We start from the raw sequence: 12631 nt of genomic DNA, 5'->3' as shown, positions 1-12631 counted from the left end.
GGGGGGGGGGGGGGGGGGGCCGGTTGGGCCTGGTGGTTCATCTTTTGGTCGCCCGGGGGTTCCCGGGGGGGGGGGGCCGGTGCCCCCCCCCCCGACGGGGTTGCACTTCGTTACTTGATGGCGGCGGTGACGTCGTCGACGAGCTTCTGCCACGTCGCGGTCGGGTCTTCGCCGTTGATGATCGCGGCCTCCGCAATGCCCCAGTACTGCCACACCGAGCCCATGGCCGGGATGGCGGGCATCGGCACAGCCTCTTCACCGACGGCCTGGAAGCCGGCGATGATCGGGTCGGATGCCGCGGCATCCGCTGCTGCCGTCAGAGCCGGCAGGATGTTGCCGGTCTCGAACAGCTCGAGCTGGACGTCCTCGGTGCCGATGTAGTTCACCAGGAAGTCGTTCGCTGCGACCTTGTTCTCGGACTGCGAGCTGACGAAGAAGCCCTTCACGCCGGCGAACGGCGATGCCACCTCAGCGGTCGGGCTGGGGATCGGGTCGATCGCGACCTGAATGCCGCCGTCGACCGCTGCGCCGACGTTCCACGGGCCGGTCAGCCAGAAGGCGGCCGTGCCGTCGAGGAACTGCTGCTTGGCGATCTCGCCGTCGATGTCGGTGTTGAAGTTGCCGGCCGCGCCCTGAGCGCCGAGCCAGCTGGCGAAGGCGAAGCCGCCCTCGCTGCCGAGCTGCAGGTCGGTCGAGTCGTAGCTGCCGGACTCGTCAGTGCCGAACACCGGAGCGCCGAAAGCGGTCTGGTACGGGTACAGGTGGTACGGGTTGCCCTCGGCGCCCTGCTCCACGACGAACTTGCCCTTGGCGATCATGTCGTCCCAGCTCGTCGCCGGCTCGGGGACCAGCTCGGTGTTGCGCAGGATCGCGATGTTCTCGACCGCGTACGGAAGCATGTAGGCGGTGCCGTCGTAGGTGGAGGCCTGGAGCGCGACGGGGAGGTAGTCCTCGGCGGAGTCACCGAGCTCGAGGGGCGCCACCACACCGTTGGTGGAGAGCTCGCCGAGCCAGTCGTGCGCGCCCATGGTGATGTCGGGGCCCTTGCCGGTCGGAACCTGCTGGATGAAGTCGTCCTTGATCGTGTCGACGTCCTTGGAGACGATCTCGACCTTGACGCCGGTCTTCTCCTCGTAGGCCTCGGCCGCTCCGGCCAGTGCGTCGACGCGTTCGGCATCCACCCACACCGTCAGCGTTCCCGTGCCCTCTTCGCCTGAGCCCTCTTCACTGGTGCCGCCGCTCGCGCAACCGGCCAGCGTCAGCGTGGAAACCATGGCGATGACGCCCGCGGCGACGATGCCCCTCTTGTTCACCTTCATTGGTGTGTGCCTCTCTGAGTGCTGATGACCTGCAGGACTGCAAGCGCTTACAGTATGCAACGAGAACACCTCGAATTGCAACGGCTCAGCGGGGTGATACCAACCTGTGACCGTGCGAACCGCGTCCAGGTGGACTGAAAGCGTTTCCAAAAGTTCATCGAATCGGCAGGATCGCTACACTGCCTGTATGGCTGACAGCTCCTTTGACATCGTCTCCAAGGTCGACCACCAGGAGGCAGAGAACGCTCTGAACCAGGCCCGCAAGGAGGTCGAGCAGCGCTACGACTTCAAGGGCACCGACGCCTCGATCGCGTGGAGCGGCGAGCAGATCCTCATCAAGGCCAACTCCGAAGAGCGCGCGAAGGCCGTGCTGGATGTCTTCCAGTCCAAGCTCATCAAGCGCGGCATCTCTCTGAAGAGCCTCGACGCCGGCGAGCCGTTCGCGAGCGGCAAGGAGTACCGGATCGTCTCGTCGCTCAAGGACGGGATCTCCTCCGAGAACGCGAAGAAGATCAGCAAGATCATCCGCGACGAGGGCCCGAAGGGCGTGAAGAGCCAGATCCAGGGCGACGAGCTGCGCGTGCAGTCCAAGAGCCGCGACGACCTGCAGTCCGTGATCGCGCTGCTCAAGGGGTCCGACCTCGAGGTCGACCTGCAGTTCATCAACTACCGGTAAGGCAGGGTTCGGCCGGCGGGTGCCGTGAACCCGTGACGTTTCACGGACCCTGTGACGGATCACGGACCGATTCACCGGTTTGATCCGTCAATCGTCACAGCATCCGTCAATCGTCACCGAATGACGCGCAGTCGTCGGAGTGCAGCGACGATCGCGGCCTGGACGGCGGCCCAGTCATGCACGATCTGGGCATAGTCGAACCGGAGGGTCTCATACCCGAGCCGGGATGCTGCGGCGTCCCGCACCCGATCATGATGCCGCTTCGCGACAGAACCGTGGTTCTCCTCCCCGTCCGCCTCGATGATCAGGCGCCCCGCGACGACGAAGTCGACCCTGCCGACGCCGTCGATCGAGACCTGGCAGTCGAGCCGGATGCCGAGCAGGTGGAATCGCAATCGCAGCAGGGATTCCAGGCCGCTGTCGGCGTCGGAGCGGGCGATGTCGACGAGCCAGCGCGCGGTCCTCGGCAGAGCGGAGCGGATCCGGGCGCGCGCCGCTCGGGGAAGGCGGCCCTGCCGCCACGCGGACTCGTACGCCGCGAAGAACGCCTCGTCACCCGCACACCGGCGCAGATGCCGCAGTGCCGTCTCGACAGAGGTCTCGCCGAGGGGCGGCGTCCCCTGGAAGTAGTGCGACACGCAGCCGCAGTCCGCGTGCGGGAGCGGATGCCGCTTCGCCGGCATCCAGACATGAACTCCGTCCGGTCGCGGAAGGACCCACACGCCCTGGGTGCGCAGGAGGCTGGCGCACGTCAGGCTTCCACCGTGCTCGATCGCCGTCCTCACGTCTTCGTTCAACGCGGTCGTCGCGAAGACGCCGTTTCGGATGCGGTGGATGTTTCCGCGCTCCGCTTCTCGCGCGAGCGCCTGCCGAGTGAAGCCCAGCTGCTGAAGGGTCGATCCGCGGGCGAGCCCGCCGAGCCGCGTGATGGTGTCGTTTGCCGAGAGCATGTCGACCACCTTGCGACAGCACCGGCTCCGTCAGCCGACGAATCCCGCATATGTGGACAACTTTCCCCTGACTCGAGACTGTGCAGGGCAAGTGGTCGGCGACGTTTCACGGATCCGATGACGAATCACGGATCAATCCGGTGAATCGGACCGACATTCGTCACCGGATCCGTGATTCGTCCGGGTGGGACGACGTCAACGACTGCTCGCCACCCACCCCGTGACCCACCGGTCCAGTCGTCGATAGGCATCCTCGCGCGCGTCATGCCGCGACAGGAACACGTCGTGCAGCGCCCCGTCGATGCGTTCGACCGTCACTGAGGGCCCGAGTTTGAGCGCGGCCCTGGCGATGTCGTCGACCACGAGGACCGTGTCGGCCCGCGTCAATTCCTCCGACCAGCGCGTGGGAACGGCGGTTCGTGCCGACAGAAGCACGCACACCGGCGCGTCGATCGCGAGGCCCGCAGCGACCTTCGCGTGCCCGGCGAGAATCGCGTGCAGCCACCCGGTATGCACCGGCATCGTCACCTCCGGGCGCCACGTGAGATTCACCTCGACCGGATCATCCGGGTCAGCCGCCTCGGCCTGCGCCCGCGTGTAGAAGCCGAGGTCGACCTGCGGCACGGCATCCAGCGGCCTGACCCGCGCACCCCAGCCGACCATCGGAGCGATCGCCTGTCGCATCGGTCCGAGCTGGAACTCCAGCCACGGCGAGTTCAGGATCACTGCCGACGCGAGCCCTGGGTTGCGGGACGCCCACAGGCTCAGGATCAGCCCGCCGGTGGAATGCCCGAACAGCACCAGGCGACGACCGGATGCTGTGGCATCCGTCATCGCGTCCAGAGCCGCCCCGATGTCCTCGTCGTACTTGGCGAGATCGGCGATGTAACCGGGCGTCTGCCCAGGGCGCAGGCTGCGGCCGTACTTGCGCAGGTCCAGCGCGAAGAAGCGCGCGCCGCGCCGTGTCCAGAACCGGGCCAGACGCTTCTGGAAGAAGTAGTCCGACCAGCCGTGCACGTACAGCACGTCGACATCCGCGAGATCGGGAATCGGCGCCGAGACGGGCTGCCCGCGCAGCCGGCGCATGAACCGATCCCACCCGCTCGGCTCCTCCGGCGGCGGCGAGGGCAGCGCGCGCACGAGGGTCGCGACGACCTCGCCCTCGGCATCCGACCCGAGCGGCAGCGTCAGCTGCTCGAACTCGTCGCCGAGGATGTCTGGGGCCCAGTCGGTCATGTGCCCAGAGTACCCAGCGGGCGCATCGGCGCTCAGTCGCGGGAGATCCGCACCATCTCGTCGCGCGCGACGACCTTGATGCGCGCACGGTCGTGCGGAGCGCCCAGCGCGATCTCATGCTGGTCGAGGCGGTGCCAGCCGTCGAGATCCGTCCAGGCGACGTTCCGCGAAGCGAGCAGCTCCGGGATCGCCTCCTCGGATGGGTCCTCCGGGTGCCACCACGAGCCCTGGTCGTTGACGAGGTGCTGGACCGTCTCCATGGCATCGGACTTCGTGTGCCCGATCAGGCCCACCGGTCCGCGCTTGATCCATCCGGTCGCGTACACGCCGGGGACGCGCTCGTTCGAGTCCTTCGCGAGCACCTGCCCCTCGTGGTTCGGGATCACGCCGTGCTTCTTGTCGAACGGCACGTCCTTCAAGGGCGATCCGAAATAGCCGATCGCGCGGTACAGCTGGCCGATCGCGACCTCGCGCATCTCGCCGGTGCCCTGGACTCCGCCGGAGCCGTCCGGCTGGGTGCGCTCGTAGACGATGGCTGCCACGCGGCCATCGGCGTCCTTCTTGATCTCCAGAGGGCGGGACCAGAAGTGCAGGTGCAGACGCCGGGATGCCTCGCCGCCGGCGTTGTTCGCGCCCGGTCGGGTGCGCCACTGCTGCAGGACTCGGTCGATGACCTTGACCTGCTTGTTGCTGGCGACGGCGGCCTTGGATGCCTCGTCGTAGTCGAAGTCCTCGTCGTACACGACCATGTCGACGTCGCGCAGCTCGCCGAGCTCGCGCAGCTCGAGCGGCGTGAATTTCACCTGCGCTGGTCCGCGACGGCCGAAGACGTGGACGTCGGTGACCTTCGATGCCTCGAGCCCCGCGTGGACGTTGTCCGGGATCTCGGTGGGCAGCAGATCCTCGGCGTGCTTGGCGAGGATGCGCGCCACATCGAGGGCGACGTTGCCGTTGCCGAGCACCGCCACCGACTCGGCATCCAGCGTCCAGTCGCGCGGCACGTCCGGGTGCCCGTCGAACCAGCTGACGAAGTCGGCGGCTCCGAACGACCCTTCCGCGTCGACACCCGGGATGTCCAGGGTCGTGTCGCGGATCGCACCGGTGGCGAAGATGACCGCGTTGTAGTGCTTCTTCAGGTCGGCGAGGGTGATGTCCTCACCGAAGCGGACGTTGCCGAAGATGCGTATGTCACCGCGGTCGAGCACGTCCCGGAGCGCGTTGATGACACCCTTGATGCGCGGATGATCGGGCGCGACGCCGTAGCGCACCAGCCCGTACGGTGCGGGGAGCTGCTCGAACAGATCGATGGACACGTCGAACGAGCGCTCGGTCTTGAGCAGGATGTCCGCAGCGTAGATGCCTGCGGGGCCTGCCCCGACGATGGCCAGCCTGAGCTTGGTCATGTTTCCCTTTCGGATGCTGCGGCGACCGGCGAGCGTCAGCTGCTGCGGTCGGCGAGGGTATCGGCGAAACGCGTCAGCGCCTCGCGCACGGTGCCCTTCGGGAGCGGAGCGAGCACGGCGATCGCGTCGCTCGTCCACGTGCGGGCGAGTTCGAGTGTCTGCTGCGTGACGGCATGGTCGCGCAGCTCGGCCAGAGCCTGATCCAGGATGCTCGGGTCGGCGCCCTCCGCGATGCGGGCGACGCCGTCGTCGATGCGGGCCGCGAGGGACTGCGCCTCGGCATCCTCTCTCGCCTTGAGCAGGAGGTAGGGCATCGTCGGCACTCCGGCACGGAGGTCGGTGCCGGGGACCTTGCCGGTGTCCTCCGGCTTGGCCGAGAGGTCGATCACGTCGTCGATGAGCTGGAAGGCGACGCCCACCTTCTCGCCGTAGATCCGCAGGGGCTCGTGGTACTCCTCCGGAGCGTTCGAGAACAGCGCACCGGCCTGCGTCGCCGCAGCGATCAGGGATCCGGTCTTGTCGGCGAGCACCTGGATGTAGAACTCGATCGGGTCATCGCCCGGCTGCGCGCCGACCGTTTCGTGCAGCTGCCCGAGGACCAGGCGCTCGAAGGTGTCGGCCTGGAGGCGGATGGCACGGTCGCCGTACTTCGCCATGAGCTGGCTGGCACGGGAGAACAGGATGTCTCCGGTGAGGATCGCCACGCTGTTGCCCCACACCGCGTGCGCGGCGGGCACCCCGCGGCGGCGGTCGGCGCCGTCCATGACGTCGTCGTGATACAGCGAGCCGAGGTGCGTCATCTCCAGCGCCTTGGCGATGTCGATGACCGCCGTGGTGTTGCCGTCGCCGAGCTGCGCGGTCAGCAGCGTCAGCACGGGGCGCACCCGCTTGCCGCCGGCTTCCAGGAGGTAGCGGCTCGCGGCATCCGCCACGGAGTCCGCGACGCGGAGGTCGACGGCGAGGCCCTCTTCGACCAGTTCGAGGCCGTCTTCGATCTCCCGCGCGACGCGCCGGGCCGCAGGGCCGATGAAGACGCGGTCGCTGAAGCCGAGTCGGCTCGCCAGGCGCGAACCCGGAGCGGTGGGGCTCGAAGTCACGTTGTCAGCCTACCCGTACCGTCCGGGTCGATCGGTCAGTCGTTCTCGGTTTCGGAGGTCGGCTCGGGCTTGGCCTTCGGCTTGGCGGCCGGCTTGGTCTTCGGCCTGGCGGCTGGCTTGGCCTTCGGCCTGGCGGCCGGTCTGGTCTCGGGCTTGGCTTCGGGCACCGCGGACTTCGGCTTGGTCGCGCGGTGCAGCGCGACGATGCCGAGACTGAGGTTGCGGTGGGCGACGTCGATCCAGCCGGCGTCACGGATCCAGGCGGCGAGCGCCTTCTGGTCAGGCCAGTCGCGGATCGACTCGTTCAGGTAGTCGTACGCCTCGCTGTTCGTCCCGGCCAGTCGCGCCACACGCGGCAGGACCTGCGCGTTGTAGAAGCGGTAGAGCACGCGGAAGACCGGGTTCGGCGGCGTGGAGAACTCGTTGATGAGGATCCGACCACCGGGCTTGGTCACCCGGTACAGCTCGCGGATCGCCTTCTTCGGATCCTGCACGTTGCGCAGGCTGTAGGACATCGTGACGGCGTCGAACTCGGCATCCTCGAACGGCAGGTTCATGGCGTCGGCCTCGACGAACGACAGGTTCGGCAGGTGTCCGTGGCGACGGCGGCCCTCCGCGAGCATCCCCGGCGAGAAGTCGGCCGCGACGACCTCGGCTCCGCTGCGGGCGAGGGATGCCGAAGACGACGCCGTTCCGGCCCCGAGGTCGAGGATGCGCTCCCCCGGCTTCGGCGCGACCGCCCGAGTGGATGCCGCGCGCCAGAGCGCGTCGTTGCCGAATGTCATCACGACGTTCGTGCGGTCGTATCCCGCCGCGACCTGATCGAACATGCCGCTGACGCGCGACGGGTCCTTGCCGAGATCGGCGCGATTGGGCTCAGTCACGAGGTCCAGTCTATGGCGGTGCGTCCGGGACGACTCGGGACAGTTGCACGACGCGGGAACACCTGCACGACCGAACCGGCGAATCCACCGTGCATCCGTTCCCGCGTCGTGCATCTGCACTCGCGACAGTCCGCCCTCGTGCCCTCAGCGGTCGAGGCCGAGGGCCACGAGCCGGTCGAGCCAGGCATCCCCTGTGGCGTCGTCGAACGGAGCGACCTGTCGGCGCACGCGGTCCTCGAGATCGAGGGTCAGCGCTTCCAGACGCGTCATCACATCCGCGGGGTACCCGTATCGGACGCTGTGCTCGGCCCACTCATCGCGGTCGTCGACGTACGTGCCCTGCTCGTTCGTGCGGCGGATGACGTCGAGGTCCATGTCGATGGCGGTGGCGAGCAGCGGGGTCTCCCACCGGACGTCCCACGCGATGTCGATGTAGATGCGGAGGCCACGGGGGTGGTCGCGATTGACCGTGAGCGCGTACTCCGACGACGGCGGAAGCAGGGTGACCTTGTCGCGCTGGCCCGCATGATCCACGGCCGGGACCAGCGTGACGTTCGGGACGTCCGCATCGAAGGCCGCGCCGGGGCGCGAACTGTGGAATCCGACGGGCTGGCCGACCCAGTCTCCCCAGGCATCCGATCCGAGGTACACGCACTCGTGGCGCCAGTGCGGCGATCCGTCCCACTTGCGCCACTGGAAGATCATCTCGGTGCCGGGTGCGGGGCGTTCACTCATCGTGCCAGCCTATGCCGCGGTCCCGCTCGGCACCCCGGACGGTCATATCCTGGAGGGGTGAGCAACAGCCTGGTCGTGCAGACCCGCGAGATCGAACCGGTCGAGGATCTGCTGGCCTATGCCGACCCCGCCTCTCCCCTCGCCTGGCTGCGCCGCGGCGACGGATTCGTCGCGGCAGGGTCCGGTATCGCCGCCGTGATCCGGGTGGCCGCCGGCGAGGGGCCCTCCCGCGCCGCGGTCATCGCCGAGGCATGGCGCGCGCTCTGCGCGGAGGCCGAGATCGACGACGCGGTGAACCTCCCCGGCTCAGGACTCATCGCGTTCGGAACGCTCACCTTCGACGAGGAATCGGCCGCCGACAGCGTCCTGATCGTCCCGTCGGTCATCGTCGGCAAGCGCCACGGACGCAGCTGGATCACGCGCATCGACGCCGAAGCACCCCTCGTCGAGCGCGAGTACGGTCCGCACTGGGCCGGCACCGTCGGCCCCGGCGCGCAGACGCCGGAGGGGTATCAGGCGTCGGTGGGCGCCGCGCTGAGCCGCATCGCCGACGGAGAGCTCAGCAAGGTCGTCCTCGCCCGCGATCTGGCAGGGACGATCCCGGCCGGCTCCGACCTGCGGCGCCTCGTCCGCGCCCTCTCGACCGGCTACCCCGACACCTGGACGTTCGCCGTCGACGGCCTCATCGGCGCGAGCCCTGAGACGCTCGTCACCGCGCAGCACGGCACCGTGACCGCGCGCGTGCTCGCCGGAACGATCGGCCGCGGGGCGGATCCGGATGCCGACACGGTCGCCTCGGCATCCCTCGCCTCCAGCACGAAGGATCTCGACGAGCATCAGTACGCCGTGCAGAGCCTGCTGGTCGCGCTGCGCCCGCACGTGCGCGCGATGGCGGCGAGCGAACAGCCCTTCCTGCTGAAGCTCCCCAACCTGTTCCACCTCGCCACCGACGTCGAGGGCGAGTTGGCCGATGGGGAGTCGGCGCTGGATCTCGTCGGCGCACTGCATCCGACCGCGGCCGTGGCCGGGACCCCGACGGATGTCGCGATCGCCGCCATCCGCGAGCTCGAGCCGTTCGATCGCGGGCGCTACGCCGGCCCGGTCGGCTGGGTGGATGCCTCAGGCGACGGCGAGTGGGCCATCGCCCTGCGCTGCGCCCAGTTCACGACCGATGCCGAAGCGGATGCCGCGATCGCCGTGACCGCGTACGCCGGCGCGGGGATCGTCGCGGGCAGCGATCCGGAGACGGAGCTGCTCGAGACACGGGTGAAGTTCCGCCCGCTCGTCGACGCGCTGGCGTAGGGCGCTCAGCTCGCCGCGAGCCGCGCCTTCTCGGCCGCCACGTCGAAGTCGGCCACTGGCCACTGCGGGTCGATGTCCTTCAGCGCCGCGAGCAGAAGCTCCTGCACCGCGAGGCGCGCGTACCACTTGTGATCGGCCGGAACCACGTACCAGGGTGCGGCATCCGTCGAAGTCCGGTCGAAGACCCTCTGGTAGGCGTCCATGTAGTCGGGCCACAGCATCCGCTCGTCGACGTCGCCGGGGTTGTACTTCCAGTGCTTGTCCGGGCGATCGAGCCGCTCCATGAGCCGCTCCGTCTGCTCCTGCGGCGAGATGTGCAGCATGACCTTGATGATCCTGGTGCCCGTGGCGGCGACCCGCGCCTCGAACTCGTTGATCGCGTCGTAGCGGCGCTCGATCTCCGCGGCATCCGCAAGAGCACGGACCTTGCCGATCAGCACGTCCTCGTAGTGCGAACGGTCGAAGACGCCGATGTAACCGGGAGCGGGCAGCCGCTTCTCGATGCGCCACAGGAAGTCCTGTGCGCGCTCCTCGTCGGTCGGTGCCTTGAACGCCGCGAGTTCGACGCCCTGCGGGTCGACGCCGCCGACGACGTGCCGGACGATGCCGCCCTTGCCCGCGGAGTCCATCGCCTGCAGCACGAGCAGGACGGCATCCGTCGTCTCATCCGCCCGGCTCTCGGCCCACAGACGCTCCTGCAGTTCGTCGAGGTCGTGCACGCGCGTGGCGAGATCCTTCTGACCGCGCCGCTTGTCGCCCTGATAGCCGGGCGTGGTGGCCGGGTCGATGTCCGCGAGGCGGAAGCCCTCGCCCACCCGCAGGATCTCGGACGCGTCGGCGTGCCAGCCGTGTTTGCTCATGGGGCCATGATGCCCGACCGCGACGACTTCGGGGAGATCAACGAGCGAGAGGAACCTCGATGAGCTGACGTCCGCCCACCGGGCTCGTCAGCGCCTGGTCCAGAGCCGACCGGGTCGTGACCCGCTGGTACTCCCAGCCATAGGCGCGTGCGAGGTGCTCGAGCGCCACCATGTGCGGGGTGTAGAAGGCGCGGTCGAGATCCGCATCCGGCGCCTCGGATGCCACCTCGAGCGAATCGAAGATCGTGCCGCCGCCGTCGTTGCCGACGATCACCTGCAGGCGCGGTTCGACCTCGTCGGGAGGAAGCAGCAGAGAGCCGACGTCGTGCAGAAGCGTGAGGTCACCGAGCAGCACACGGGTGGTGCCCGGTGCCCCGGCCGCCTGGCTCGCGATCGCGACGCCCATCGCCGTGGCGATGGTGCCGTCGATGCCGGCCAATCCGCGGTTGGCGTGCACCGGGACCTTCTTGCCCGCCAGCACGGCGTCCGCGACGCGGACCAGGCGGGAGGATCCGAACAGGAGACGGTCGTGCGGCCAGGTCGCCCGCCACACGGCATCCGCGAGCAGTGCCCGATCCAGCGGTCGACGCAGGGCTGCGAGCTCGGCGCTGACCGCATCGCGTCTGGTCGCGGCATCGGCCGACAGCAGGCCCTCGGTATCCGGGGCCTGGTCGGTCAGGTCGATGGATGCCGCGGTCGACGCGGCCCGCCAGGCACCGAGCCAGGCTCGGTCGGTCTCTCCGTGGGCGACCACGACGGATGCCGCTGGCGTCGTCCGCCGATTGAGATTCAGCGCCTCTCCGCCGGAACGCACCGCGACGATCTCCAGGTCGGCGCGGCGCAGCAGTGCCGTCACCTCGCGGCTGAGCGTCGGGTGGCCGAACACGATCACTCGCTCGATGCGCCCGCCGAGCGATTCGTCCCGCAGCAGTTCGCGGTAGCCGTGCACGAGGTTGCGTCCGAAACGCGCCCCGCTGACGATCTCGGCCACGAGCGGCCACGCGCCTGCGTGCGCGACGGCCTCGGCCTCCGTGCCCGCATCAGCGCCGGCGACGACCAGCGTCCGTGGTCCGTGGTGCACTGTCAGCGGCGGCATCGGGGCCGTGCGGGGGGTCGACCCCGGCGTCGCCGTCACCGACGACGAGAGCGCTGCGGACAGCGGCTCCCGCGAAGGGAGGTTGAGATGAACCGGGCCCGCGACGCCCATGATCGGTGCCGTGGCCGCCCGGGTGGATGAGTCCACCTCGCCCAGCGCGATCGATACGGCACGCTCGCCGAGAGCCGCCCAGTCGAAACCGCCGTCGTCACCGGGGACCGGCGCATCGACGCTGAGCCGTGCGAACGGCTCGAACATGCCGGGTTGGATGGTCGCCTGATTCGCGCCCACTCCACGCAGCTCCGGCGGACGGTCAGCGGTCAGCAGCAGCAGGGGAACTCCCGCGTGGAAAGCCTCCATGGTCGCGGGCAGCAGGTTCGCGACCGCGGTGCCCGAGGTGCAGATGACGGCAACGGGTGTGCGCTGTTCGCGGGCGATGCCGAGGGCGGTGAAACCGGCGACTCGCTCATCGATCCGGACGTGCACGCGCAACGCCCCGTGTCCGGCGAAGTGCGTCGCGGCGAGCGCGAGCGCCTGCGAGCGAGAACCCGGAGAGAGCACGACGTCGCGCACACCGTGCGCGACGATCGAGGCGATCAGGGACGCCGCGGCTTGGGTCGCCGGAGAGGCGGTCACGACCGCGGTTCCGCCGGGCCGTCGTTCTCGTCGTCCAAGCGGGCGAGTTCCTCTTCGAGACGTCGGATGCGGTCATCCTGCTCGGTCTTGCTGATGCTGCGCAGGAACTCGGGGTCGTCGTCCGGGGCGACGTAGCGTGGTGCACTCTTGCCGCCCGCGCGGAAGCGCCCGATCGTGAACCAGAGGATGCCGCCGATGACGGGAATCAGGACCACGATCGCGATCCAGACGCCCTTGGACACACCACGGTGCCGCGTCGCCGGCTGCACGGCGCAGTCGACGATGCTGAACACCCAGAAAACGAGTGCCAGCAGGCCTCCGATGAACAACAGTCGAACCACGCCCTCAGTCTAGGCCGGTTGTCTGCACGTCGGCCCCACGAAGGCGCCCCGCGCCTGGGGAGCGGCCATGCCATAGACCGTCTGGTTGCTTCCGGT

Annotated in this window: 12 protein-coding genes; 2 read left to right on the top strand and 10 right to left on the bottom strand. The window is 68.9% G+C overall.

Annotated features, from left to right (window positions below):
• Nucleotides 1–110 precede the first annotated feature (110 nt).
• Complete coding sequence (locus ACFCYE_RS05680; RefSeq protein WP_376177066.1) at nt 111–1319, bottom strand: extracellular solute-binding protein; 1209 nt, start codon at nt 1317–1319, stop codon at nt 111–113.
• A 187-nt stretch (nt 1320–1506) separates the two neighbouring features.
• Here ACFCYE_RS05680 and ACFCYE_RS05675 point away from each other — a divergent pair, with 187 nt between their 5' ends.
• Nucleotides 1507–1995, top strand: a complete 489-nt coding sequence (locus tag ACFCYE_RS05675; RefSeq protein ID WP_376177065.1) for a YajQ family cyclic di-GMP-binding protein — start codon at nt 1507–1509, stop codon at nt 1993–1995.
• A gap of 113 nt (nt 1996–2108) precedes the next feature.
• Here ACFCYE_RS05675 and ACFCYE_RS05670 read toward each other — a convergent pair whose 3' ends face one another.
• The 6 genes from ACFCYE_RS05670 to ACFCYE_RS05645 form a co-directional block, all read right to left on the bottom strand.
• On the bottom strand, nt 2109–2945 hold the full coding sequence (locus tag ACFCYE_RS05670) for an endonuclease domain-containing protein (RefSeq protein WP_376177063.1): 837 nt from the start codon (nt 2943–2945) through the stop codon (nt 2109–2111).
• A gap of 195 nt (nt 2946–3140) precedes the next feature.
• Nucleotides 3141–4181 carry an alpha/beta hydrolase gene (locus ACFCYE_RS05665; RefSeq protein ID WP_376177062.1) on the bottom strand — a complete coding sequence of 347 codons (1041 nt, stop codon included), beginning with the start codon at nt 4179–4181 and terminating at the stop codon, nt 3141–3143.
• Between the two features lie 32 nt (nt 4182–4213).
• The gene (locus tag ACFCYE_RS05660) at nt 4214–5584 is read right to left on the bottom strand and encodes an FAD-dependent oxidoreductase (RefSeq protein ID WP_376177060.1); all 1371 of its coding nucleotides are present in this window, start codon (nt 5582–5584) and stop codon (nt 4214–4216) included.
• 35 nt (nt 5585–5619) lie between these two features.
• Nucleotides 5620–6681: a polyprenyl synthetase family protein gene (locus tag ACFCYE_RS05655; protein ID WP_376177058.1), complete on the bottom strand. Its 1062-nt coding sequence runs from the start codon at nt 6679–6681 to the stop codon at nt 5620–5622.
• 35 nt (nt 6682–6716) lie between these two features.
• Nucleotides 6717–7565, bottom strand: coding sequence for a class I SAM-dependent methyltransferase (locus ACFCYE_RS05650; protein WP_376177056.1), 849 nt, complete (start codon nt 7563–7565; stop codon nt 6717–6719).
• Nucleotides 7566–7709: 144 nt separating this feature from the next.
• The gene (locus ACFCYE_RS05645) at nt 7710–8300 is read right to left on the bottom strand and encodes a DUF402 domain-containing protein (protein ID WP_376177055.1); all 591 of its coding nucleotides are present in this window, start codon (nt 8298–8300) and stop codon (nt 7710–7712) included.
• A 57-nt stretch (nt 8301–8357) separates the two neighbouring features.
• Here ACFCYE_RS05645 and ACFCYE_RS05640 point away from each other — a divergent pair, with 57 nt between their 5' ends.
• Nucleotides 8358–9602: an isochorismate synthase MenF gene (locus ACFCYE_RS05640; RefSeq protein ID WP_376177053.1), complete on the top strand. Its 1245-nt coding sequence runs from the start codon at nt 8358–8360 to the stop codon at nt 9600–9602.
• A 5-nt stretch (nt 9603–9607) separates the two neighbouring features.
• On the opposite strand, the gene ACFCYE_RS05635 is transcribed toward ACFCYE_RS05640, so the two are convergent.
• The 3 genes from ACFCYE_RS05635 to ACFCYE_RS05625 are packed head-to-tail and all read right to left on the bottom strand — an operon-like array spanning nt 9608 to nt 12535.
• Nucleotides 9608–10462: a PPK2 family polyphosphate kinase gene (locus ACFCYE_RS05635; RefSeq protein WP_376177051.1), complete on the bottom strand. Its 855-nt coding sequence runs from the start codon at nt 10460–10462 to the stop codon at nt 9608–9610.
• A gap of 37 nt (nt 10463–10499) precedes the next feature.
• Complete coding sequence (gene menD, locus ACFCYE_RS05630) at nt 10500–12194, bottom strand: 2-succinyl-5-enolpyruvyl-6-hydroxy-3-cyclohexene-1-carboxylic-acid synthase (RefSeq protein ID WP_376177049.1); 1695 nt, start codon at nt 12192–12194, stop codon at nt 10500–10502.
• On the bottom strand, nt 12191–12535 hold the full coding sequence (locus ACFCYE_RS05625; RefSeq protein WP_376177047.1) for a PLD nuclease N-terminal domain-containing protein: 345 nt from the start codon (nt 12533–12535) through the stop codon (nt 12191–12193). Before ACFCYE_RS05625 ends, menD begins: the two co-directional genes overlap by 4 nt.
• Nucleotides 12536–12631 lie beyond the last annotated feature (96 nt).

Source organism: Microbacterium sp. NPDC056234 (assembly GCF_042267585.1).
GTDB lineage: Bacteria > Actinomycetota > Actinomycetes > Actinomycetales > Microbacteriaceae > Microbacterium.
This window is presented reverse-complemented; position numbering and strand designations above follow the sequence as displayed.